The organism is Limnomicrobium aquaticum (assembly GCF_040545545.1).
Taxonomy (GTDB): domain Bacteria; phylum Pseudomonadota; class Alphaproteobacteria; order Rhizobiales; family Rhizobiaceae; genus Ensifer_A; species Ensifer_A aquaticum.
This window is the reverse complement of record NZ_JBEPMB010000001.1, coordinates 1,236,138-1,258,203: the sequence shown is the minus strand read 5'-3', so window position 1 is coordinate 1,258,203 and position 22,066 is coordinate 1,236,138. Positions and strand designations below refer to the sequence as shown.

Genomic DNA, 22,066 nt, shown 5'->3' with positions numbered 1-22,066 from the left:
GAACATTTTCCTCTCGCATCGGCCCGGCTCGCGGCCTCTCCAGGAGACATCACGTGTCCACTTACGATTACGACCTCTTCGTCATTGGCGGCGGCTCGGGCGGCGTTCGCTCGGCCCGCGTTGCGGCAAGTCTCGGCAAGAAGGTCGCAATCGCCGAGGAATACCGCTTTGGCGGAACCTGCGTGATCCGCGGCTGCGTGCCGAAGAAGCTGTTTGTCTACGCCTCACAGTTCCCCGAACATTTCGAGGATGCCGCTGGCTTCGGCTGGACGGTGGGTGAAAGCTCGTTCGACTGGAAGGCGCTGGTCGCCGCCAAGGACAAGGAAATCTCGCGCCTCGAAGGTCTTTATCGGAAGGGCCTCGAAAATGCGAAGGCCGAGCAGATCGACAGCCGCGCCGAACTCGTAGACGCGCACACGGTGAAGATCGTCAAGACCGGCAAGACCGTGACCGCCGAACGCATCGTCATTGCGGTGGGCGGAACCCCGAATCCGCATGCCGCCTTGAAGGGTCACGAATTCTGCATCTCCTCCAACGAGGCCTTCCATCTGGAGGAGCTGCCGAAGTCGATCCTGATCGCTGGCGGCGGCTATATCGCGGTCGAATTCGCCAACATCTTCCACGGGCTCGGCGTTGACGTGACGCTGATCTATCGCGGTGCCGAAATCCTCTCCCGCTTCGATCACGACCTGCGCCGTGGCGTTCATGCTGCCATGGAGGCCAAGGGCATCAAGGTCCTCTGCCACGATGTCATCCAGGAAGTGACGAAGACCGCCGAAGGCTTTGCCGCCCAGACCAAGAACCACGGTACGCTCGATGTCGGCCTTGTGATGCTGGCGTTGGGCCGCGACCCAAATACCGAAGGTCTTGGCCTGGAGAAGGCCGGTGTCTCGACCGATCACAAGGGCGCGATCATTGTCGACAAATATTCCCGCACGAATGTCCCCTCGATCTTCGCGCTGGGCGACGTCACCGACCGGGTACAACTGACGCCGGTGGCCATCCACGAGGCCATGTGCTTCATCGAGACGGAATACAAGAACAACCCGACATCGCCGGACCATGACCTGATCGCCACCGCCGTCTTCTCCCAGCCGGAGATCGGGACGGTGGGCTTGTCGGAAGAGGATGCGGGCAAGAAGTACCCGGACCTCGAAGTCTATCGCGCCGAGTTCCGCCCGATGAAGGCGACGCTCTCCGGCCGCTCGGAAAAGATGCTGATGAAGCTCATCGTCAACGCCGCCGACCGCAAGGTCGTGGGCGCGCATATACTCGGCCACGAGGCCGGCGAAATGGCGCAGCTCCTGGGCATCACGCTCAAGGCTGGCTGCACGAAGGACGATTTCGACCGCACCATGGCCGTTCATCCGACGGCTGCCGAAGAGCTCGTGACGATGTACACGCCGAGCTACCGGCTGAAGAACGGCGAGCGGGTTTGAAGAGGGCGTGGCGCAAACGCGCCACAGCCGTCACAATTCGCGTGCCGTGATCCTTTGCAAAACCTTAATCTGCGGGTATAAGCCGCCGAAAATCGTAATTGGCGGCAGTCTGCGCAAGCAGACTTAAAGCCGCGAGGGAAGGGTGAGTGAAATGACCAGGAACTGGAGCCCGTCGAGCTGGAGGCAGAAGCCTATTCAGCAGGTCCCGGATTATCCGGATGCAGCAGCGCTTGCATCGACTGAAGAGCGCCTTGCCACCTATCCGCCGCTGGTCTTTGCCGGTGAGGCACGTCGCCTCAAGACGGCGCTGGCGAGCGTCGCCAATGGCGACAGCTTCCTGCTGCAGGGCGGCGACTGCGCCGAGAGCTTCGCCGAACATGGCGCGGACAATATCCGCGACTTCTTCCGCGCCTTCCTGCAGATGGCCGTTGTCCTGACCTTCGGTGCGCAGATGCCCGTCGTCAAGGTCGGCCGTATTGCCGGCCAGTTCGCCAAGCCGCGTTCGTCCAACATCGAACGCCAGGGCGATGTCGAGCTGCCGAGCTATCGCGGCGACATCATCAACGGCATCGAGTTCACCGAGGAAGCCCGCATCCCGAACCCGGAACGCCAGATTATGGCATACCGTCAGTCGGCCGCGACGCTGAACCTTCTGCGCGCCTTCGCCATGGGTGGCTATGCCAACCTGGATAACGTGCATCAGTGGATGCTCGGCTTCGTCAAGGAATCGCCGCAGGGCGAACGCTACCGCAAGCTCGCCGAGCGCATTTCCGAAACGATGGACTTCATGCGCGCCATCGGCATCGACGCGGACAACAATCGCTCGCTGCGCGAAACCGATTTCTTCACCAGCCATGAAGCCCTGCTTCTCGGCTATGAGCAGGCGCTGACACGCGTCGACTCCACCTCGGGCGACTGGTACGCCACGTCAGGCCACATGATCTGGATCGGCGATCGCACGCGTCAGCCCGACCACGCTCATGTCGAATATTGCCGCGGCATCAAGAACCCGATCGGTCTGAAGTGTGGCCCGTCGCTGACGGCCGAAGGCCTGATCGAGCTGATCGATCTGCTCAACCCGGCCAACGAAGCCGGCCGCCTGACGCTGATCTGCCGCTTCGGCCATGACAAGATTGCCGAGCACCTGCCGCGCCTCATCCGCGCGGTCGAGAAGGAAGGCAAGAAGGTCGTCTGGTCTTGCGATCCGATGCATGGCAACACGATCACGCTCAACAACTACAAGACGCGCCCCTTCGAGCGCATCCTGTCGGAAGTCGAGAGCTTCTTCCAGATCCATCGCTCCGAAGGCTCGCATCCGGGCGGCATCCATATCGAGATGACCGGCAAGGACGTGACGGAATGCACGGGCGGCGCCCGCGCGCTCACCGGCACGGATCTCGGCGACCGCTACCACACGCATTGCGACCCGCGCCTCAACGCCGACCAGGCACTGGAACTGGCCTTCCTGCTCGCCGAACGGATGAAGCAGAGCCACGATGAGAAGCGTGCGCTGGCGGCCAATGGCTGATTTAGCCTGAAGCTTAGCTTGAGCGTTTTGAATTTGATGATCCGGGAGCAATGCGAGAAGCTTGCTCCCGGATTTTCTTTTTGGAGGAACGGGTGGTGAGCGAGATACATGAAGGCGGATGCCTCTGCGGCGCGGTGCGCTTCAAGACGAGGGGGACCTTACGCGCCGTCGTCGCCTGCCACTGCACGCAATGCCGCAAGCAGTCCGGTCACTATTGGGCCGCCACCAATGTGCCGGACGTGGATCTGACCATCGAGGGAGAGGACAACGTTGCCTGGTATAGCGCCACACCCGGCATCCGCCGCGGCTTCTGCAAGACCTGTGGCTCTTTCCTGTTCTGGAAGATGGAAAGCCGCGACTACACCTCCATTGGGGCAGGGGCATTCGACGGCGACACAGGCCTCGTCATCGACCAGCATATCTATTGCGCCGACAAGGGCGACTATTATGATATCCCCAAAGGCGTCCCGGCCTATCCCGGTAGAAGTCCCGTCATCCAGACCGCCGGCTGATGCATCCGATACGAGAGCAAACCGCAATGATCCTGAACACGGAAAGGCGCTACGGCCTCATTTCCATTCTCTTCCACTGGATCATGGCGGCTCTCTTCTTCCTCCAGTTCTGGATCGGCCTGACGATGGAGAGCGAGCCGGACCTTGCCGCAAAACAGGCGCTGATCTCGCGCCATGTCTCCATCGGCATGCTCATCCTGTGCCTATGGGTGGTGAGGATCATCTGGAGCGTCCTCAATCGACGCCCGGCGCTGCCGCAGCGCATGGAGCAGGCTGAACGCAGGCTGGCCCCTGCGAGCCACGTTCTGCTTCTGGCGCTCCTCGGCATCATTCCGTTGACCGGATGGCTGGTCGTTTCCACAATGGGCGGGCTGCTGCCCTTCCGCGTCTTCGACCTGTTTACACTGCCGCGCCTGGGGCTTGGCGCTTCGGTCCATGCGGCCGGTCTCTGGACGGTTTTCCACGCCTTCCTCGCCTATTTCATGCTGATCCTGACGGCGGTTCATGCTCTTGCCGCTCTGCGTCATCAGTTTACATTGAAGGATGGATTGATGATGCGCATGCTCGTGCCGGGACGTACGCTGATCGACGAATAGGCGGCATGGAGTGGCCGCCAGTCACATTGCTTCATGGGAGGAAAACATGGACGCTGCACGCAAATTGGAGCCGCAAAGCCGTCGCTATGGTTTGACGCCGGACGATTGCCGGCTCGACGACTTCCGCCGGCTGGTGGAGCGCAAGGCCAACCTTGCCGACTATCCGCACGCCAGCTCCATCGAGAAGAACGTCGTCATCTACGAGAGCGCCAACCTCGCAAAGGCCGCCGCTGTCGATGAAGAAGCCGTGCTCGCCGAGCTTTGCGATCTACTGGCACATGGCCCTGGCGTTACCGTCTTCAAGCACGCCTATGCCGATCTCGCGGTGATCGATCGCGCCAGCCAGGTTTTCGCTGACATCATTGAAGAACAGCACCGCACCAAGACCGGCGGCGGCGACCATTTCGCCAAGCCGGGCGCCAATGACCGCATCTGGAATTCGCTGGAAAAGCACTGCCTTGCCGATCCGGAAAACTTCGCGCTCTACTATGCCAACCCGATCATCGAAACGGTGAGCCGCGCCTGGCTCGGCCCCGCCTACCAGATGACGGCGCAGGTCAACCGCGTGAACCCCGGCGGCGCGTCACAGACGCCCCATCGCGACTACCATCTCGGCTTCATGACCGCCGCGCAGATCGGGCGCTATCCGGCCCATGTCCATCGGCTTTCGCCCGTGCTGACGCTGCAGGGCGCGGTTGCCCATTGCGACATGCCGCTCGAAAGCGGCCCGACGCTCTTCCTGCCGTTTAGTCAGGCCTACGAGCCGGGCTATGTCGCGCTGGAAAAGCAGGAGTTCAGGGACTACTTCGCCGCCAACCATGTGCAATTGCCGCTGGAGAAGGGCGATGTCGTCTTCTTCAATCCCGCGCTCTTCCATGCGGCAGGCTCCAATGTCTCCAAGGACATCCTGCGGGTCGCGAACCTGTTGCAAGTCTCCTCCGCCTTCGGTCGCGCCATGGAGACGGTCAACCGCACGCGCATGTGCGCGGAGCTCTACACGGCGCTCGTCAAGCTCAAGGGCGAGGGGAGGCTGGACGCGGCGGGCATCGCCAATGCTATTGCTTCTTGCGCGGAGGGCTATTCCTTCCCCACAAATCTCGACCGCGACCCGCCCATCGGCGGCATTGCGCCGAAGCCGCAATCGGCGCTGATGGCAGAAGCGCTTGCCGAGGGCTGGACAGCGGAACGTTTCGAAGCGGCCCTTGCCGCCTATGACGAGAAGCGTCAAAGCTGAGCGGGTTGAGGGAGGAGAAGATATGAGCGAGAATTATGCACGCCTCGACGGCCGCGTGGCCGTCGTCACCGGCGGGACGCAAGGGCTGGGAGCGGCAGTCGCACGCCTCTTTGCCGAGCGCGGAGCTGCCGGCATCATCACCTGCGGACGCTCCAGAGCGAAGGGCGAGGCTGTTGCCGCCGAGATTTCGGCAGCCACCGGCGTGCCCGTTCATTTTGTGGAAGCCGATCTCGGCTCGATCGATGCACCCGCTGCCGTCATGAAGGCCTGCGACACCCGCTTCGGTCGCGTCGACGCCCTCGTCAATGTCGCGGCTATCACCGATCGCGGCACCATCGTTGACACCTCGCCCGAACTCTTCGACCGCATGTTCGCGATCAATGTCCGCGCCCCCTTCTTCCTCATGCAGGAGGCGGTGAAGATGATGATCCGCGATAAGGTCGAAGGCACGATCGTCAATATCGGCTCGATGTCGGCCATGGCCGGCCAGCCGTTTCTCTCCGCCTACTGCGCCTCCAAGGGCGCGCTCGAGACGCTGACGAAGAACACGGCCTTCTCGCTTCTCAGGAACCGCATCCGCGTCAACCAGCTGAACATCGGCTGGATGGCCTCCGATGGCGAAGATCGCATCCAGCGCGACTATCACGGCGCGTCGGAAGACTGGTTGGCAAAGGCCGCGTCAGGCCAGCCCTTTGGCCGCCTCGTCGATCCGCAGGAAGTCGCGCGCGCCTGCGCCTGGCTGTCCTCGCCCGAATCCGGCCTCATGACCGGTTCGGCAATCTGCTTCGATCAGGTTATCTGGGGTGGTTATGAATCCGGTCCTACCCCGTCAGCGCCGATGGCGCTGTAAAGGGGCGGGGAAGCGATCAGGTCGGGCAACCGGAATTGCCGCGCGCCCAATGGTTCACACCGGCGGTGATCTTGTCGTGCAGGGCGCCTTGCATGATCGGGCCGAAGGCCTGCAGCCGCGCCGGATCACCCTCGGCCATGATGACGAGCAGCGGACGCGCTTCCGGGCTGTGCTTGGCGACCAGCAGCAGGCGCGGCTTGCCGCTGAAGGAGTTCAACTCGGGGGCCATCCGGTAAGCGGCAAAGGCCGGATCCTTGGTGCGGAACCAGCAGGCGTTCGCACCGGTGGTGATGCGCTCCATGACGGGCAGTGCTGCCGAACGCGGGCTTACCGGCGCTTGCGCAGCCTTCTGCGACTGGCAGGAGGAGAGGGCCGCAGCAGAGAGCACGACGGCTGCGGAAACTTTCAGAAAAGCGCGCATGGAAAACCTTGTCGGCTGGAGAAATCAGGCAGCGATGACGTCGAGCGCCGAAGCGAACAGGCCACGGCCGTCCGAGCCGCCATGGGCGGCCTCGATCAGGTTTTCCGGATGCGGCATCATGCCGAGAACATTGCCCTTGGCGTTGATCACGCCGGCAATGTCGTTCATCGAGCCGTTCGGGTTCGTGCCCTCGGCATAGCGGAACACGACCTGACCGTTGTCCTCTATCGCCTTCAGCGTCTCGGCATCGGCGAAATAGTTGCCGTCGTGATGTGCGACCGGGCAGCGCAGGATCTGGCCCTTGGCATAGGCGCGAGAGAAGGCAGTCTCGGCATTGGCGACTTCGAGCTTCACTTCGCGGCAGACGAATTTCAGCGAGGCATTGCGCATCAGCGCGCCGGGCAGCATGCCGGCTTCGAGCAGGATCTGGAAACCGTTACAGACACCGAGAACCTTCACGCCCTGTTCCGCCTTTTCGCGGATCGCCTGCATGACCGGCATGCGTGCCGCAATCGCGCCGCAGCGCAGATAATCGCCATAGGAAAAGCCGCCGGGGATGACGATGAGATCGACATCCGGAAGCTCCGTTTCCGTCTGCCAGACCGTGACAGGGGCCTTGCCCGAAATCTTGGTCAGCGCCGCGATCATGTCGCGATCGCGATTAAGTCCGGGAAGCTGAACGACGGCGGATTTCATGGCTTTCAAAGCTCCAGTGTTCTCGAAAGCTGGTCTCTTTCGAATAGAGGTGGCAATAGGTCCATGAGGCCGGATCGTCAATTGGATTTTCCCGCCAGTCCCCAAAACTTCGCCGGCGCCTAATCCGTCAAGTAGTCGGCTTGGGCGGCTTCGGAGAACTCACGCAAATCCAACCGTCTTTCCGTCCGCGACAAGCGCTCTTCGAGATTATGGATCAGTTCATGCAGGTTGCTAATGTCGACCTGTTGCGCTGCGACAAGGCGCCTGAGCGCAATATTGTCCGTGCGTAGGTCTCGTATCGACCTATCTGCCTCATCGTTTCGTGCGTGTAGTCGCCGCAGCAATTCTTGAAGAAGTTCTTGGCGAATTTCGCTCATGAGTTTTCCGGCGACGCTCCGATCCGATCGCCGAACAGGCGCGCCCTTTGGGCATCGTTCCGCGCCTGTCCCTCGGCAAGGATCCTCAATGTCTCGCGAGACGTTTCACGAAGCTCTTTCAAGTCTTCGTTAAACCGGCGCGATCTCTCATCAAGCTTCAAAAGCTCTTCGTAGATCATCTCGGTCGTGATCGTCGACACGGGCCTGTCGCTCCACCTTTAATTGAGAGCGATAGTATAATTCTCAATTACCGTGTTCGCCAGAAGTTTCTCGCACATGGCCTTTAGGTCAGCCTCGGCCTTGGCCTTGTCGGCGCTGTCGATCTCGATGTCGAAGACCTTGCCCTGGCGGACATGGCCGACGCCGTCGAAGCCCAGCGCGCCGAGCGCGCCTTCGATTGCCTTGCCCTGCGGGTCGAGAACGCCATTTTTCAGCGTGACGGTTACGCGTGCCTTGATCACGTCTAATCCCCTGACGGTTTTACTTGACCAGAACCGGACCCGTGCCGCGCACAGGCTCGTTTTCGTTGATGATGCCGAGACGACGGGCGACTTCCTGATAGGCCTCGATCAGCCCGCCGAGATCCTTGCGGAAGATGTCCTTGTCCATGCGCTTCTTGGTCTCGATGTCCCAGAGACGGCAGCTGTCCGGCGAGATCTCGTCGGCCAGAACAATGCGCATCATGTCGCCTTCGAAAAGGCGGCCGCATTCGATCTTGAAATCGACAAGCTGGATGCCGGCGCCGAGGAAGAGACCAGAGAGAAAGTCGTTGCAGCGGATGGCGAGCGCCATGATGTCGTCAAGCTCTTGCGGGCTTGCCCAGCCGAAGGCCGTGATGTGCTCTTCGGAGACCATCGGGTCACTCAGCTGGTCCGACTTGAAGTAGAACTCGATGATCGAGCGCGGCAGAACCACGCCTTCCTCGATGCCGAGGCGGGTCGACAGCGACCCGGCGGCGACATTGCGCACGACGATCTCGAGCGGAATGATCTCCACTTCCTTGATCAGCTGCTCGCGCATGTTCAGCCGACGGATGAAATGCGTCGGAATGCCCATGCGGTTCAGGTGCGAAAAGATGAACTCGCAGATGCGGTTGTTCAGGACGCCCTTGCCGTCGATGACGGCATGCTTCTTGGCGTTGAAGGCGGTGGCATCATCCTTGAAGAACTGGATCAGTGTGCCCGGCTCCGGTCCTTCGTAAAGGATCTTGGCCTTGCCTTCGTAGATACGGCGGCGACGGTTCATGAAAAATTCGACCTGTTCGGCGCATGTCGCTGGAATGGACTCGACATGCTTGTTTTAAGTTTTGCGGCTCCTTAGCCGATCTTGCGGCATTTAACAACGCTTGGCACGAAGCGATCCCCGCTTTCGTCCCTGGCGCTGTCAGTTCGGCGGCCTGAGATTGCTCAGGAACTGCGCGAAGATCATCGTTCCCTCGGGCCATGGACCATGACCCGAATCCGCGTTGATATGGCCGGACTCGCCCGCATCAAGCAGAAGCGAACCCCAGCTCGCTGCGATATCGTCGGCATGTTCATAGGTGCCGAACGGATCATTGCGGCTGGCGACCGTCATCGACGGAAAGGGCAGCGGATCGCGCGGATAGGGTCCGAACGTCATGAGATGCTTCGGCCGGATGGACGGATTGGCGACATCCGGCGGTGCAACAAAGAAGGCTCCAGCAATGGGCTTCTTGAATAGAGGCACGGCATGAATGACGGCGGGTACGCCCAGCGAATGCGCGACCAGCACGACCGGCTTCTCGGCGGCATTGACCTCTTCCACAACACGCGACACCCAGTCCTCGCGCACCGGCTTCGACCATTCGGTCTGCTCGACGCGGCGGGCGGTGGAGAGCTTGTTTTCCCAGCGTGTCTGCCAATGATCCGGACCGGAATTGGTATAGCCGGGCACTATGAGAATTTCGACGTCTGCTACTTTCATGGTCCTTATGTCTGCTTTCCTCACGCAATCGTCAAGAACCCTGAAACGCGTTATGTTGCAATGCAAAAAATGAGAGCGATTTCAAGGCTTAAGACGAAAGTTTAGACTTGCGCGCATCTCCCTTCCGGGTACTCTGTTCTCCACAAACACTTTGGGAGGAGTGAATATGCTCGGTTTGATGCAGGATTGGCCGCTGCTTTGCCACAAGGTTATCGACCATGCAGGCCTGTTTCATGGCAAGCGCGAAGTTATATCCCGGTCTGTCGAAGGGCCTATTCACCGCACAGATTATGCCACCGTTCGCCGCCGTTCCCTACAGCTGGCCAAGCGCCTGGAAAAGGACGGCATCAAGGTCGGCGACCGCATCGGCACGCTCGCCTGGAACACCTGGCGGCATCTCGAAGCCTGGTATGGCATCATGGGCTGTGGCGCGGTCTATCACACGCTGAACCCGCGCCTTTTCCCGCAGCAGATCGCCTGGATCATGAACGATGCGGAAGACCGGTTCATCTTCGTCGATCTCACCTTCATGCCGATCATCGAGAAGATTGCGCCCATGGTGCCGTCCCTCGAAAAGGTGATCGTGCTGACGGATGCCGCCCACATGCCGCAGACGAGCCTTCCGAACGTCGTGCCCTATGAAGATTGGCTGGCTGAAGTCGATGACGACTATGTCTGGAAAGACCTCGACGAGCGCGCCGCTGCCGGCATGTGCTACACGTCCGGCACCACGGGCGACCCGAAGGGCGTCGTCTATTCACACCGTTCCAACGTGCTCCATTCGCTCTTCTGCATCCAGCCGGACGCCATGCAGCTCTCGTCCCGTGACCGGCTGATGCCGGTCGTTCCGCTCTTCCACGCCAATGGCTGGGGCATCGCCTTGTCGGCCCCCATGGTCGGCGCGACGCTGGTCATGCCGGGTTCGGGCATGGACGGAAAGTCGATCTACAGTCTCCTGACCGAGGAGCGCGTGACAGTGACGGCGGCAGTGCCGACCGTCTGGCTTGGCCTCTTGCAGCACATGGAAAAGGAAGGCGGCAAGCTTCCCGATCTCCGCTCCGTCGTCATCGGCGGCTCGGCCGCACCCCGCTCGATGATCAAGACCTTCAAGGAAAACTACGACGTCGATGTCGTCCATGCCTGGGGCATGACGGAAATGAGCCCGGTTGGGACGCTCGGCAGCTTGAAGCCTGAATATGACAAGCTGGAAGGCGAAGCGCGCTACGATGTCCAGATGAAGCAGGGCCATGCCCCCTTCGGCGTCGAGATGAAGATCACCGACGACGAGGATGTCGATCGCCCGTGGGACGGAAAGACATTCGGTCGCCTCAAGGTGCGCGGCCCGGCTGTCGCCAGCTCTTACTACAAGGGCAGGGGCGCCGAACAGTTCGACGAGGGCGGCTGGTTCGACACGGGCGACGTCGCTCATATGGATCCGGAAGGCTATATGCAGATCACCGACCGCTCCAAGGACGTCATCAAATCCGGCGGCGAATGGATTTCCTCCATCGACCTCGAAAATCTTGCGGTCGGCCACCCCGATGTGGCCGAAGCTGCGGTGATCGGTGTCGCGCATCCGAAATGGGACGAGCGCCCGCTGCTGATCGTCGTCAAGAAAGAAGGCCGCAATCCTTCCAAGTCCGACATTCTCGGCTTCATGGAGGGCAAGATCGCCAAATGGTGGATGCCGGACGATGTCGTCTTCGTCGACGCCATCCCGCACACGGCCACCGGCAAGATCCTGAAGACGGAACTGCGCGAGCAGATGAAGGAATACAGGCTGCCGATGGCGTCGTAAGCTCGGGATCGCGGGCCGGTGACAATTGAACCAGCTCGTGAGAACCCCTCATCCGGCCCGTCGGGCCACCTTCTCCCCTAGGGGAGAAGAGGGAATGTGCCGCAGCGTCGCTGGCCTCCTCGCCCCTTGGGGAGAGGTGCGCCGAGCGCAGCGGAGGCGCGGTGAGGGGGCGTCACGGCAGGACCGCCCAGGAATTGACGGGACAAAAAAATCCCCGCCCGACAGACAGTTGGGCGGGGATTTTGATTCAATCTATGATCCTTTGTCTCACGTCCTCAGAACCCGATAGATCGCCGGGATGACCAGAACCGTCAGCGCGGTCGAAGACGCCAGCCCGAAGAGCAGCGAGATCGCCAGTCCCTGGAAGATCGGGTCGGTCAGGATCACCGCCGCGCCGATGATGGCGGCGAGTGCCGTCAGCAGGATCGGCTTGAAGCGGATCGCGCCGGCCTCGATCAGCACGTCCGTCATCGTCCGTCCTGCCATGTTGCTGTTGCGGATGAAATCCACCAGCAGGATCGAGTTGCGGACGATGATGCCGGCCAGCGCGATGAAGCCGATCATTGACGTGGCCGAGAAGGGTGCGCCGAACATCCAGTGACCGGCGAGAATGCCGATGAAGGTCAGCGGCACCGGCGTCAGGATGACGAGCGGCAGCTTGAACGAGCCGAACTGCGCGACGACGAGGATATAGATCCCGACAAGCGCCACCATGAAGGCCGCCCCCATGTCGCGGAACGTGACCCAGGTCACCTCCCATTCGCCGTCCCAGAGCAGCGTCGGATGACACTCATCCTCCGGCTGGCCATGCAGCGCGATGACGGGCTTCGGCAGGTTCTTCCAGTCTTGTCTGTCGAGGGCGTCCTGCACGGCGAGCATGCCGTAGAGCGGGGCCTCGAACTGGCCTGCAAGCTCCGCCGTGACCATTTCCGCGCTCCGGCCATTGTGCCGGAAGACGGGGAAGGAGGAGAGCTCGTTGGTGACCTTGACGACATCGCCCAGTTCCACGACACCATTGCCGCCGGGCAGAACATTGGCCGGGATGGGCGTCGTCAGGAACGCCTCGTTCAGCTGCTGGTCGCCCTTCGCCCGCTCGACCCGGATCGGGATCGGCGCGCGGCCGTTGCCGCGATGCGAATAGCCAACCGTCTGCCCGCCATTGAGGATGGAGATCGTGTTGAACACATCGCCTTCCTCGACATGGAAGAACTCGGCCTTGTCGGTATCCACCGTCATACGCATGCGCTGAGCCTGCGTGCCATAGGAATTGTCGATATCGACAATATAGGGAACGCTGCGGAACGCCTCCTCGACACGGGCTGCCACCTTGCGGCGCGTTTCCGGGTCGGGACCGTAGATTTCGGCAAGCAGCGTCGCCATGACCGGCGGCCCTGGCGGCGGCTCGACAACCTTCAGGCTGGTGCCGGCAGGGACGGTGAGCTTGGTGATGCGTTCGCGGATATCGAGCGCGATCTGGTGCGAGGAACGATCCCGCTCGCCCTTGCCCGTCAGGTTGACGGCGACGTCGCCCATGTAAGGCTGCGAGCGCATATAGCTGTGCCGGACGAGACCATTGAAGTTGAAGGGCGCGGCCGTGCCGGCATGCGTCTGCACCGAAACGACCTCCGGCAGGCCGACGACGATGCGGGCAATGTCCTGCGCCACCCGGTCGGTCGCCTCGACGGACGCGCCTTCCGGCAGATCGATCACGACGGAGAGCTCCGACTTGTTGTCGAAGGGCAGGAGCTTCACGGTCACATGCTTCGTGTAGAAGAGGCTGAGCGAGCCGAGCGTCAGGACGCCGACGGCGAGCAGGAAGATCCAGCTGCGCGCCTTCGTCTTCAGGATCGGCCGCGCCACGCGGGCATAAAGCTGTCCCAGCTTGCCGCCATGCGCTTCGTCGTGATGAACGACAGGCGCCTTGCCGCTGACCTTCAGCATCAGATAGGGCGTGACGATGACCGCGACGAAGAAGGAGAAGATCATCGCAGCCGAAGCATTGGCCGGGATGGGGCTCATATAGGGACCCATCATGCCCGAAACGAAGAGCATGGGCAGAAGAGCGGCAACGACCGTCAGCGTCGCGACAATCGTCGGATTGCCGACTTCCGCAACCGCCTCGATGGCCGCACGGCGGCGCGAACGCCCGTCATGCATGCCCCAGTGCCGCGCCGTGTTCTCGATGACGACGATGGCGTCATCGACCAGAATGCCGATGGAGAAGATCAGCGCGAAGAGCGAAACGCGGTTCAGCGTATAGCCCATGACATTGGAGGCAAAGAGGGTGAGCAGGATCGTCACCGGAATGACGATGGCGACCACAATCGCCTCGCGCCGCCCGATGGCAAGCCAGACGAGGAGAATGATCGAAACGGTCGCAAGCCCAAGATGATAGAGCAGCTCGTTCGCCTTCTCATTGGCGGTTTCGCCATAGTTGCGGGTGACTTCGAGATGCATGTCGCCGGGGATCAGATCGCCCTTCAGGAGCTCGACGCGCTTGAGCACCGCTTCGGCCACCGTCACGGCGTTCGAGCCCGCCCGCTTGGCGACGGCCAGCGTGACGGACGGAACACGCTCGACACCCTTCTCGGTCTTCGTGACGGTCGAGACGCGCAGGTCCGCCGTGTCGGTCGCAAGGCTGATATCGGCGACATCGCGAACATAGACCGGCCGGCCATCGCGTGATGTCAGCAGCAGATTGCCGATCTCGGCGGGTGTGGAAAGCGTTTCGCCGGCAATCAGGCCAAGTTCCTGATTGTCTTTCCTGACGGTGCCGGCAGGGAAGGCACTGTTGGCGCTCTGCACCTTGGCCGAAAGCTGCTGCAACGTCACGCCATAGAGCGCAAGCTTGGCCGGGTCGGGCGCAATGCGGATCTGCTCGCCGGTCTCGCCAACGAGATAAGTCAGGCCGACATTGTCGATCTTCGAGACTTCGGTGCGCAGCTCGCGCATGATGCGGGTGAGGTCATTGGCGGTAACGCGATCGGCCGCTTCCGGCTTCGGTGACAGTGTCAGCGAGACGATGGCGACATCGTCGATGCCGCGCCCGACGATCATCGGCTGCGGAATGCCGAGCGGGATCTTGTCCATGTTGGCCATGACCTTGTCATGGACGCGCAGCACCGCAGCGTCGGATGAGGTGCCGACCTTGAAGCGCGCCGTGACCATGACATTGTCATCGCCGGACTGCGAATAGACATGCTCGACGCCATCGATGCTCTTGACCACCGTTTCCAGCGGCTCGGTGACGAGCTTCACGGCATCCTCGGCCTTGAGGCCCGGAGCCTGCACGATGATATCGACCATCGGCACCGAAATCTGCGGTTCTTCCTCGCGCGGCAGACTGATCAGCGCGACCAGTCCGAAGGCGAAGGCGGCCAGCAGGAAGAGGGGGGTGAGCGGCGACTTGATGAAAGCCTTGGTCAGACGCCCGGCAATGCCGAGGTCGCGCATGCCCGCGTCTTCTGCTTCCTCATGATGATGCTCGACCGGCCAGGCGCTGAGCTCTTCATGGCCCGCGCCCGCCTGGTTCTTGTTATTGTCGTCGGTCATTTCGGTGTCACCACGCTATCGCCCGCGGCAAGCCCGGTCAGAACTTCGACCATGGGCGGATTGCTGTCTTCCATCTTCTCGCCGAGGATCACGGCGCGCTCGACCGCCTTGCCGTTCTCCTCGACGCTGACGAAATCGATACCGGAGCGGGTGATGACGGAGGCTTGCGGCACGAGAAGCGCCTTGCGCGTCGCCACGGGAATTTCCACCAGCACGCGGGCATTGACGAAATCGGAATTGAGCTTTGCCACCTCGACGTCGGCGGCCACACGGCCGTTGGTGATCTCGGGATATATCTTGACGAGTTTGCCCGTCTCTTGTGTACCCCCGGACGAGATGTGGATGCTCGCCCCCTGTTTCAGGGCGCTCGCATGACGCTCGGGAATGGCCAGCCGCAGGAAGAAGCCGCCGCCGCCGATTGTCGCCACCGGCTCGCCGCCCATGATGACGGCCCCTTTGGTGACGGGAACCTGCAGCACGCGGCCATTCGCGGGTGCGAGCACATCGCCCTCCTTCTGCTGCTCGACCGAGACGGAGCGCTGCGCGGTCAGCGCCACGATCTGGCTGCCTAGAACATCGACGCTGGTCTTCAGCTGGTCGAGCTGCTGCTGGGTCGTGATGCCCTTGCCGACCAGCGCCGTGCCGCGGGCCAGTTCCGACTGCGCATTGGCAAGCTGCGTTTCCAGCGCCTTCAGCTGCGCATCATAGGCGGCGAGCTGGAAGTCGATCTTGTCGTCGCGGACGACGGCGATCTTCTGCCCGGCCTTCACGACATCGCCTTCGGTGACGGAAAGCTCCGTGATCACGCCGCCGATGCGGGCACGCGCCGGAACCGTATCCTTCGCCTCGACCTGACCGTAAACGGCCTTCCACTCGGTCATCTCGGTCGGTTGCAGCGTGAGCGAGCCGGCCAGCGCCGGGCTCGCGAGCGCCAAAAGGCCGGCGACCATCCATGTCTTGTGCATCGGAGCAGTCCTTCAGAATGCGCAGCCGGCCTTGATGCCGAACCGCTTGAAGATCATCGCGGCCGGGCAGAAGCCGGTGAATGCGGATTGCAGGAGGTTCGCGCCGATGAAGACGCTGAACCAGATGAAATAGGGAGAGACAAACACGGTCAGCACGACCGAAAGCAGGGTCATGATGCCGGCAAAGGCGAAAACGGCGCGGTCGAGAGTCATGGTGGGGCTCCAGTCTGATTGAATTCAGGCTATCATATATATTGCTTTATATATGTTTCAAGTCCGCAATTCATCAACTGTCATGTTCAGCTAGCCGAATACTCACCCGGTTCGGCCTGTCGCGCCTTGTCCATGATCAAAGCGCGGTAAATCCGTTGTCCACGAAGAGATGCGCCCCGTTGACGAAACTCGCGTCGTCGGAGGCGAGGAAGAGGGCGGCCTTGGCCACTTCCTCCGGCTCGCAGATGCGCCCCTGCTGCGCGGCAAGGGCTTCTTCCGAGACATCGACGCCCAGCGCCTGCAGGTCCTTCACTTCACGCAGACCATGCGGCGTGCGCACGAAACCGGGGCAGACGGCATTGCAGCGGATGTTGCGGTCGCGGAATTCGACGGCGATGGCACGGGCGAACATATGCACCGCGCCCTTGGTCGTGTCGTAAAGCACCTCCATCGGTGTGGCCGCGACGGCCGAGATGGAGGAGGTGCAGACGATCGACCCGCCGCCCGCCGCGATCATGCCCGGCAGCACCGCCTTCGTCATGAGATACATGGACTTCACGTTGACGTCGTGCAGCCAGTCCCATTCCTCCTCGGTCGTCTCCAGGAACGGCTTGATGACAATCGTGCCCGCGTGATTGAACAGCACCGTCACCGGCCCGAATGCCGCCTCAATGGCCTTGACGGCGGCGTTGACCTCATCGGCCTTCGAGACATCGGCCTGCTGGAACAGCGCGACGCCACCGGCCGCTTCGATCTCGGCAACCTTGGCAGCGCCGGCCTCCGCATTGCGGTCGATGATCGCGACCTTCGCGCCTTCCGCCGCAAACAGGCTGGACGATGCCCCGCCCATGCCCGTAGCTCCGCCCGAAACGATTGCGACCTTGCCTGCGAGACGTCCAGCCATGTCAGTAACTCCTGATGAACATGGAGGCACGATAGGAACTTCGCCCGAGTCGTCAAACAAAACACGCGCCGTCAAACGAAAGAAGCCGGCAGCGTGGGCTACCGGCTTCGAAATCCATCGCGGATGAGAGACTTACGCCTCGCCGAAAACCCGGCGGAAGATCGTGTCGACATGCTTGGTGTGATAGCCGAGGTCGAACTTCTCGCGGATGTCTTCTTCCGACAAAGCCTTCCGAACCTCTTCGTCGCCAAGCAGTTCTTCGAGGAAGTCCGCGCCGTTTTCCCAGACCTTCATGGCGTTGCGCTGGACGAGACGATAGCTGTCCTCGCGCGAAACGCCGGCCTGCGTCAGCGCCAGCAGCACGCGCTGGCTCATGACCAGGCCCTTGAACTTGTTCATGTTCTTCAGCATGTTTTCCGGATAGATCACCAGCTTGTCGATGACGCCGGCGAGGCGGTTCAGGGCAAAGTCCAGCGTGATCGTTGTGTCCGGGCCGATGCCGCGTTCGACGGAGGAATGCGAGATGTCGCGCTCATGCCAGAGCGCCACGTTTTCGAGCGCCGGCACGACCGACATGCGCACGAGGCGGGCGAGACCCGTCAGGTTCTCCGTCAGCACCGGATTGCGCTTGTGCGGCATGGCGGACGAACCCTTCTGGCCCGGCGAGAAGAACTCTTCCGCTTCCAGAACTTCCGTGCGCTGCATATGGCGGATTTCGATGGCGACGTTTTCGATGGACGAAGCAATGACGCCCAGCGTCGCGAAGAACATCGCATGGCGGTCGCGCGGGATGACCTGCGTCGAGATCGGCTCGGGCTTCAGGCCCAGCTTTTCGCAGACATGTTCCTCGACGCTCGGATCGATATTGGCAAACGTGCCGACAGCACCCGAAATCGCGCCGGTGGCGATTTCGGCGCGCGCGGCAACGAGACGGTCGCGGTTGCGGCTCATCTCGGCATAGAAGCGGGCAAACGTCAGGCCCATCGTCGTCGGCTCGGCATGAATGCCATGCGAGCGGCCGATGCGCACGCTGTCCTTGTGCTCGAAGGCGCGCTTCTTCAGCGCCGCCAGCAGCTTGTCCATGTCGGCAATCAGGATATCGGCAGCGCGTACGAGCTGGATGTTGAAGGTCGTGTCCAGCACGTCCGAGGACGTCATGCCCTGATGCACGAAGCGCGAGTCCGGGCCGATGAATTCGGCCAGATGCGTGAGAAACGCGATCACGTCATGCTTGGTGACGGCCTCGATCTCGTCGATCTTGGCGACGTCGAATTCGGCAGCCGAACCCTTGTCCCAGATGTTCTGCGCGGCTTCCTTCGGGATCACGCCGAGGTCGGCCAGCGCGAAACAGGCATGCGCCTCGATCTCGAACCAGATGCGGAACTTGGTCTCCTGCGACCAGATGGACACCATTTCGGGGCGGGAATAGCGCGGGATCATCAGCTTTCGCCTTTGTCAGTTGGAATATCGTTGCCCGCGCCATAGCAAACATGGCCGGCAATCTCAACGCATGCCGGACGCAAGGTGCAAACTATCGGCGCAGCGGGTTAGGCGCGGCCCTTTTCGGCGGCGGCGCGGATCGCCGAAATGTTCGCCCGATAGCTCTCGACGCTGCCGCCCTTGAAGACGGCGGAGCCGGCGACGAAGGCGTTGATGCCGGCTGCCGCCGCTGCGGGCGCCGTCTCCGGCGTGATGCCGCCATCGATTTCAAGTTCGATGGGCCGGTCGCCGATCATGGCGTGGACACGCTTTGCCTTCTCTGTGACGGAGTGAATGTATTTCTGGCCGCCAAAGCCGGGGTTCACGCTCATCAGAAGGACAAGATCGACATCGCCGAGAATGTAGTCGAGCACGCTTTCATGCGTTGCTGGGTTGATCGCCACGCCGGCCTTCTTGCCCAGCGCCCGGATCGCCTGCAGCGAACGATGGAGATGCGGGCCGGCTTCCGCATGGACCGTGATGTAATCGCAACCGGCCTTTGCGAAGGCCTCGAGATAGGCGTCGGTGGGCGAGATCATCAGGTGGCAGTCGAAGACCGCATCGGTATGCGGGCGCAGCGCCTTGATGACATCCGGCCCGTAGCTGATGTTCTGCACGAAATGCCCATCCATGACATCGAGATGAATCCAGTCGGCCCCCGCCGCCACAACATCCCTGACCTCCTGTCCCAGCTTGGAAAAGTCCGATGCAAGGATCGAGGGCGCGATGCGGATGGGTTTCATGGGGCTGCCTCCAGTAATTCGTTGCCGCGCCCCTAACACCGCTTGGCGGGCTTGGGCAATGGCGGGCAGGGGGTGCCGCTTCCTTTAAAACGATATTATTGGGTCTGGCCGGGTTTGCCGGCTGCCGGGGCAGGCGGCTGGAAGCCACCATTGCGCCATTCCAGCAACCGATAGACATCGTCGGCACGAAAATGGTCCTTGGCGAATGTCACCTTTCCAACTGCGGTGTCGAAGGTCCCGCTGGAGATCGAGGCCGCTAGGTCCTGCTTGTCGCTGACTGTCGTCTGGGCTCTGTCGACGATCTGCGCCGCCGCATGGGCCGGGAGCACGTAACCTTCCGCATAGATCTGGCGTTCGCCGAGCGCGTGCACGATGGCCGACGCTGCCGGCTGTTCGCGCCAGCGCTCCGGAATAACGGCCAGAACGCCATCGGGAAGCGCAACGGTCTCGTCGGCCGCAATCAGCTGATCCCCGCCCATGATGGCCATGCCGGTCCCGGCCGCATCACGGGCAATCGTTGCCACATCGCTGCGCGCGCCCGCCACATAGACGGCTGTGACGCCTGCCTTCTGCAGTCGCCGGATCAGAATTTTCTGATTGTCGATACTGGGCCTGAAAGCCTCCGCCAGCACCGGCTTGATGCCCTTGTCCTCCAGTTCCAACCGGATATTGGCCGCCAGTTCGTGCGAGTTCAGCGTGCCGTCATCCAGGAGGGCGATGGCGGAGTTTGGCCAGAGGCCGGCCATGATGCCGGCTGTCACGCTCGCCTCCTCACCGGGACGGGGGCTCAGCGAATAGATCGGCCAGTCATTCTTTACGGCGTCTTCGAAAAGCACCTTCGACCGGGCCGATAGCGTGATGACCGGGATAGCGGCCTCTTTGAGCGCCTGCGCGCTGCCGATCAGCGAATCGGCGCACAGGAAGCCGACGGCAGCCGTGGCACCCCCGGCGATCAGCCGGCTCGCGACATCGACGCCTGAATCGGGCGCGCAGCTTTCGGGAACGGGCAGAATGCGATTGCCGCTGGCCTCGGCCTGCGCCTTCGCGCCGTCGAGAATCTGCTGGCCGAGGATCGCGAACGGGCCGTCCAGCGGCGCGACAACGCCAATCGTCAGACCCTGGGCTTCCGCCAAGCCGGCGGAAACGAGGCTCAGAAGGGCGGCGGTCGTAAAGGCAAGTTTCGTCATCCAGTGCGGCATCCGTTTCGTATCGTGTTGAAAACAATAGTGGGGCACTGGCTCCGCTTCAAACGGAATTACGACATGTCGGTCGAAAACGGCAATTTGTCGGTGCTGGGGCGGTGAATTTTAACATTCCCGGTCTATCTTTATCATCAATGGAACAGACTGGAGAATGAAGTGTTGAGCGCACCCGGTATCGATCCGAAGCTCTATCGCGACGCCATGGCGCGCTATGCCGGCCATGTGCAGATCGTCACGACCGCTCACGAAGGCGTGCGGCGCGGCGTGACCATCACGGCCGCCTGCTCGGTCTCCGACAGCCCCGCCATGGTTCTCGTCTGCCTTAACCGGCACAATGCCAGCAACGACATCTTTGCCGAAAGCGGCGTCTTCGCGCTCAATACGCTCGCTGCGCATCATAAGGGTTTGGCCGACGCCTTTGCCGGCTTCGCCAAGCTTCCGGTCGAAGAGCGCTTCGCCATGGGCGAGTGGGACGAACTTGTGACGGGCGCGCCGACGCTGAAGGACGCCATCGCGGCCTACGACTGCCGCATAGTCGATACGAAGTCGGTCTCGACCCACAACATCTTCTTCGGCGAGGTCGTGGGCCTGCGTCTCGGCTCCAAAGATCAGTCTCTTGTTTATATGGACCGGAGCTATCACGCGATATAGACTTCTCCTTATAAGAGGAGATCGCATCCCACATGACCGGCATGACTGCGCGGCCGCTGCCGCAATCGATCGACGAAACCGCCAGCCTTCTCGAAAGCCAAGATTACCTCGCCTCGCGTTCGCTGGCGACAGTTCTCTTCCTTGCGCTGAAGATGAAGCGTCCGCTTTTCCTTGAGGGCGATGCCGGCGTGGGCAAGACGGAAGTGGCAAAGGTTCTCGCCAAGGCGCTCGACCGGCCGCTGATCCGTCTGCAATGCTATGAGGGCCTGGACATCTCGTCTGCCGTCTACGAGTGGAACTATCCCGCCCAGATGCTGGAAATCCGCCTCTCGGAAGCCTCCGGCGCCACGGATCGCGGCGAGATGGAATCAGGCATCTTTTCCGAAAAGCACCTGATCCGCCGTCCGGTGCTTCAGGCGATTTCCGCGCCCGCCGGCCGCGCGCCGGTCTTCCTGATCGACGAACTGGACCGCACGGACGAGGCCTTCGAAGCCTTCCTCCTCGAAGTGCTCTCCGATTTCCAGGTGACGATCCCCGAATACGGCACGATCCGTGCCGAAGAGCCGCCCATCGTCATCATCACGACCAACCGCACCCGCGAGGTGCATGACGCGCTGAAGCGCCGTTGTCTCTACCATTGGGTCGGCTATCCCGACTCGAAGCAGGAGCTGGAAATCGTCTCCCGCAAGGTGCCGGGCTGCAACGAGATGCTGGCGCGCCAGGTGGTGGCCTATGTGCAGAAGCTGCGCGAGGTCGATCTGTTCAAGAACCCCGGCGTTGCCGAAACCATCGACTGGGCGACGGCGTTGACCGAACTCGACCGCGTGGCCCTCGATCCGGAAACGATTGCCGATACGCTGGGCACGCTCCTCAAATATCAGGACGACATCTCGCGCATTCAGGGCGGCGAGGGCACGAAGATCCTCTCTGAAGTGAAGGCCGAACTTCTGGCCGCAGGCTGA

23 protein-coding genes are annotated in these 22,066 nt (G+C 61.8%); 9 read left to right on the top strand and 14 right to left on the bottom strand.

Features of this window, described 5'->3' with window-relative positions; translation table 11 throughout:
* The first annotated feature begins 53 nt into the window (after positions 1–53).
* The 6 genes from gor (at position 54) to ABID16_RS06190 (ending at position 6,159) form a co-directional block, all read left to right on the top strand.
* A complete protein-coding gene (gene gor, locus ABID16_RS06215) occupies positions 54–1,439 on the top strand; it encodes a glutathione-disulfide reductase (protein WP_354555449.1) in 1,386 nt (461 codons plus the stop codon).
* Positions 1,440–1,590: 151 nt separating this feature from the next.
* Entirely contained in the window at positions 1,591–2,967 is a 1,377-nt protein-coding gene (locus ABID16_RS06210) for a class II 3-deoxy-7-phosphoheptulonate synthase (protein WP_354555448.1), read from the top strand.
* Between the two features lie 50 nt (positions 2,968–3,017).
* Complete coding sequence (locus tag ABID16_RS06205) at positions 3,018–3,479, top strand: GFA family protein (protein WP_354555447.1); 462 nt, start codon at positions 3,018–3,020, stop codon at positions 3,477–3,479.
* 26 nt (positions 3,480–3,505) lie between these two features.
* Complete coding sequence (locus tag ABID16_RS06200; RefSeq protein ID WP_354555446.1) at positions 3,506–4,075, top strand: cytochrome b; 570 nt, start codon at positions 3,506–3,508, stop codon at positions 4,073–4,075.
* 46 nt (positions 4,076–4,121) lie between these two features.
* Positions 4,122–5,309, top strand: coding sequence for a phytanoyl-CoA dioxygenase family protein (locus tag ABID16_RS06195; RefSeq protein ID WP_354555445.1), 1,188 nt, complete (start codon positions 4,122–4,124; stop codon positions 5,307–5,309).
* Between the two features lie 22 nt (positions 5,310–5,331).
* On the top strand, positions 5,332–6,159 hold the full coding sequence (locus ABID16_RS06190) for an SDR family oxidoreductase (RefSeq protein WP_354555444.1): 828 nt from the start codon (positions 5,332–5,334) through the stop codon (positions 6,157–6,159).
* Between the two features lie 16 nt (positions 6,160–6,175).
* Here the strand turns inward: ABID16_RS06190 and ABID16_RS06185 are convergent, their stop codons facing one another.
* The 7 genes from ABID16_RS06185 to ABID16_RS06155 form a co-directional block, all read right to left on the bottom strand.
* Positions 6,176–6,580: a hypothetical protein gene (locus ABID16_RS06185; RefSeq protein ID WP_354555443.1), complete on the bottom strand. Its 405-nt coding sequence runs from the start codon at positions 6,578–6,580 to the stop codon at positions 6,176–6,178.
* A 24-nt stretch (positions 6,581–6,604) separates the two neighbouring features.
* Positions 6,605–7,276, bottom strand: a complete 672-nt coding sequence (purQ, locus tag ABID16_RS06180) for a phosphoribosylformylglycinamidine synthase subunit PurQ (RefSeq protein ID WP_354555442.1) — start codon at positions 7,274–7,276, stop codon at positions 6,605–6,607.
* A 119-nt stretch (positions 7,277–7,395) separates the two neighbouring features.
* Positions 7,396–7,653 (bottom strand): hypothetical protein, encoded by a 258-nt coding sequence (locus tag ABID16_RS06175; protein ID WP_354555441.1) that lies wholly within the window; start codon positions 7,651–7,653, stop codon positions 7,396–7,398.
* Positions 7,650–7,853, bottom strand: a complete 204-nt coding sequence (locus tag ABID16_RS06170) for a hypothetical protein (RefSeq protein ID WP_354555440.1) — start codon at positions 7,851–7,853, stop codon at positions 7,650–7,652. The genes ABID16_RS06175 and ABID16_RS06170 overlap by 4 nt, the downstream gene beginning before the upstream one ends.
* Positions 7,854–7,871: 18 nt before the next feature.
* Positions 7,872–8,114: a phosphoribosylformylglycinamidine synthase subunit PurS gene (purS, locus tag ABID16_RS06165; protein WP_230826871.1), complete on the bottom strand. Its 243-nt coding sequence runs from the start codon at positions 8,112–8,114 to the stop codon at positions 7,872–7,874.
* Between the two features lie 19 nt (positions 8,115–8,133).
* Positions 8,134–8,898, bottom strand: coding sequence for a phosphoribosylaminoimidazolesuccinocarboxamide synthase (gene purC / locus ABID16_RS06160; protein WP_112695358.1), 765 nt, complete (start codon positions 8,896–8,898; stop codon positions 8,134–8,136).
* A gap of 138 nt (positions 8,899–9,036) precedes the next feature.
* Positions 9,037–9,597, bottom strand: a complete 561-nt coding sequence (locus ABID16_RS06155) for an RBBP9/YdeN family alpha/beta hydrolase (protein ID WP_354555439.1) — start codon at positions 9,595–9,597, stop codon at positions 9,037–9,039.
* 166 nt (positions 9,598–9,763) lie between these two features.
* Between ABID16_RS06155 and ABID16_RS06150 the strand changes: the two genes are divergently transcribed.
* Positions 9,764–11,395, top strand: coding sequence for a long-chain-fatty-acid--CoA ligase (locus tag ABID16_RS06150; RefSeq protein ID WP_354555438.1), 1,632 nt, complete (start codon positions 9,764–9,766; stop codon positions 11,393–11,395).
* Positions 11,396–11,662: 267 nt separating this feature from the next.
* Here ABID16_RS06150 and ABID16_RS06145 read toward each other — a convergent pair whose 3' ends face one another.
* From ABID16_RS06145 to ABID16_RS06115, 7 genes are all read right to left on the bottom strand, one after another.
* A complete protein-coding gene (locus ABID16_RS06145) occupies positions 11,663–14,848 on the bottom strand; it encodes an efflux RND transporter permease subunit (RefSeq protein WP_354555917.1) in 3,186 nt (1,061 codons plus the stop codon).
* 95 nt (positions 14,849–14,943) lie between these two features.
* Positions 14,944–15,912, bottom strand: coding sequence for an efflux RND transporter periplasmic adaptor subunit (locus tag ABID16_RS06140; RefSeq protein ID WP_354555437.1), 969 nt, complete (start codon positions 15,910–15,912; stop codon positions 14,944–14,946).
* Between the two features lie 12 nt (positions 15,913–15,924).
* Complete coding sequence (locus ABID16_RS06135; RefSeq protein WP_354555436.1) at positions 15,925–16,125, bottom strand: YgaP family membrane protein; 201 nt, start codon at positions 16,123–16,125, stop codon at positions 15,925–15,927.
* A gap of 136 nt (positions 16,126–16,261) precedes the next feature.
* The gene (locus tag ABID16_RS06130; RefSeq protein ID WP_354555435.1) at positions 16,262–17,029 is read right to left on the bottom strand and encodes an SDR family NAD(P)-dependent oxidoreductase; all 768 of its coding nucleotides are present in this window, start codon (positions 17,027–17,029) and stop codon (positions 16,262–16,264) included.
* Between the two features lie 132 nt (positions 17,030–17,161).
* Positions 17,162–18,469, bottom strand: a complete 1,308-nt coding sequence (gene purB / locus ABID16_RS06125; protein WP_354555434.1) for an adenylosuccinate lyase — start codon at positions 18,467–18,469, stop codon at positions 17,162–17,164.
* A gap of 107 nt (positions 18,470–18,576) precedes the next feature.
* The gene (gene rpe, locus ABID16_RS06120) at positions 18,577–19,251 is read right to left on the bottom strand and encodes a ribulose-phosphate 3-epimerase (RefSeq protein ID WP_354555433.1); all 675 of its coding nucleotides are present in this window, start codon (positions 19,249–19,251) and stop codon (positions 18,577–18,579) included.
* A gap of 95 nt (positions 19,252–19,346) precedes the next feature.
* Positions 19,347–20,438 (bottom strand): ABC transporter substrate-binding protein, encoded by a 1,092-nt coding sequence (locus tag ABID16_RS06115; RefSeq protein WP_354555432.1) that lies wholly within the window; start codon positions 20,436–20,438, stop codon positions 19,347–19,349.
* A gap of 171 nt (positions 20,439–20,609) precedes the next feature.
* Between ABID16_RS06115 and ABID16_RS06110 the strand changes: the two genes are divergently transcribed.
* Both ABID16_RS06110 and ABID16_RS06105 read left to right on the top strand, forming a co-directional pair.
* On the top strand, positions 20,610–21,104 hold the full coding sequence (locus tag ABID16_RS06110) for a flavin reductase (protein ID WP_354555431.1): 495 nt from the start codon (positions 20,610–20,612) through the stop codon (positions 21,102–21,104).
* Between the two features lie 32 nt (positions 21,105–21,136).
* Positions 21,137–22,066, top strand: coding sequence for an AAA family ATPase (locus tag ABID16_RS06105; protein WP_354555430.1), 930 nt, complete (start codon positions 21,137–21,139; stop codon positions 22,064–22,066).

Bases quoted from the DNA above. Each gene is read 5' to 3' on its own strand.
- ABID16_RS06175 (WP_354555441.1), bottom strand. From the start codon at position 7,653: ATGAGCGAAATTCGCCAAGAACTTCTTCAAGAATTGCTGCGGCGACTA.
- ABID16_RS06155 (WP_354555439.1), bottom strand. From the start codon at position 9,597: ATGAAAGTAGCAGACGTCGAAATTCTCATAGTGCCCGGCTATACCAAT.
- ABID16_RS06195 (WP_354555445.1), top strand. From the start codon at position 4,122: ATGGACGCTGCACGCAAATTGGAGCCGCAAAGCCGTCGCTATGGTTTG.
- purC (WP_112695358.1), bottom strand. From the start codon at position 8,898: ATGAACCGTCGCCGCCGTATCTACGAAGGCAAGGCCAAGATCCTTTAC.
- ABID16_RS06210 (WP_354555448.1), top strand. From the start codon at position 1,591: ATGACCAGGAACTGGAGCCCGTCGAGCTGGAGGCAGAAGCCTATTCAG.
- ABID16_RS06190 (WP_354555444.1), top strand. From the start codon at position 5,332: ATGAGCGAGAATTATGCACGCCTCGACGGCCGCGTGGCCGTCGTCACC.
- ABID16_RS06115 (WP_354555432.1), bottom strand. From the start codon at position 20,438: ATGACGAAACTTGCCTTTACGACCGCCGCCCTTCTGAGCCTCGTTTCC.
- ABID16_RS06150 (WP_354555438.1), top strand. From the start codon at position 9,764: ATGCTCGGTTTGATGCAGGATTGGCCGCTGCTTTGCCACAAGGTTATC.
- purQ (WP_354555442.1), bottom strand. From the start codon at position 7,276: ATGAAATCCGCCGTCGTTCAGCTTCCCGGACTTAATCGCGATCGCGAC.
- rpe (WP_354555433.1), bottom strand. From the start codon at position 19,251: ATGAAACCCATCCGCATCGCGCCCTCGATCCTTGCATCGGACTTTTCC.
- ABID16_RS06105 (WP_354555430.1), top strand. From the start codon at position 21,137: ATGACCGGCATGACTGCGCGGCCGCTGCCGCAATCGATCGACGAAACC.
- ABID16_RS06205 (WP_354555447.1), top strand. From the start codon at position 3,018: ATGCGAGAAGCTTGCTCCCGGATTTTCTTTTTGGAGGAACGGGTGGTG.
- ABID16_RS06185 (WP_354555443.1), bottom strand. From the start codon at position 6,580: ATGCGCGCTTTTCTGAAAGTTTCCGCAGCCGTCGTGCTCTCTGCTGCG.
- purB (WP_354555434.1), bottom strand. From the start codon at position 18,469: ATGATCCCGCGCTATTCCCGCCCCGAAATGGTGTCCATCTGGTCGCAG.
- ABID16_RS06200 (WP_354555446.1), top strand. From the start codon at position 3,506: ATGATCCTGAACACGGAAAGGCGCTACGGCCTCATTTCCATTCTCTTC.
- ABID16_RS06130 (WP_354555435.1), bottom strand. From the start codon at position 17,029: ATGGCTGGACGTCTCGCAGGCAAGGTCGCAATCGTTTCGGGCGGAGCT.
- ABID16_RS06135 (WP_354555436.1), bottom strand. From the start codon at position 16,125: ATGACTCTCGACCGCGCCGTTTTCGCCTTTGCCGGCATCATGACCCTG.
- ABID16_RS06145 (WP_354555917.1), bottom strand. From the start codon at position 14,848: ATGCGCGACCTCGGCATTGCCGGGCGTCTGACCAAGGCTTTCATCAAG.
- ABID16_RS06140 (WP_354555437.1), bottom strand. From the start codon at position 15,912: ATGCACAAGACATGGATGGTCGCCGGCCTTTTGGCGCTCGCGAGCCCG.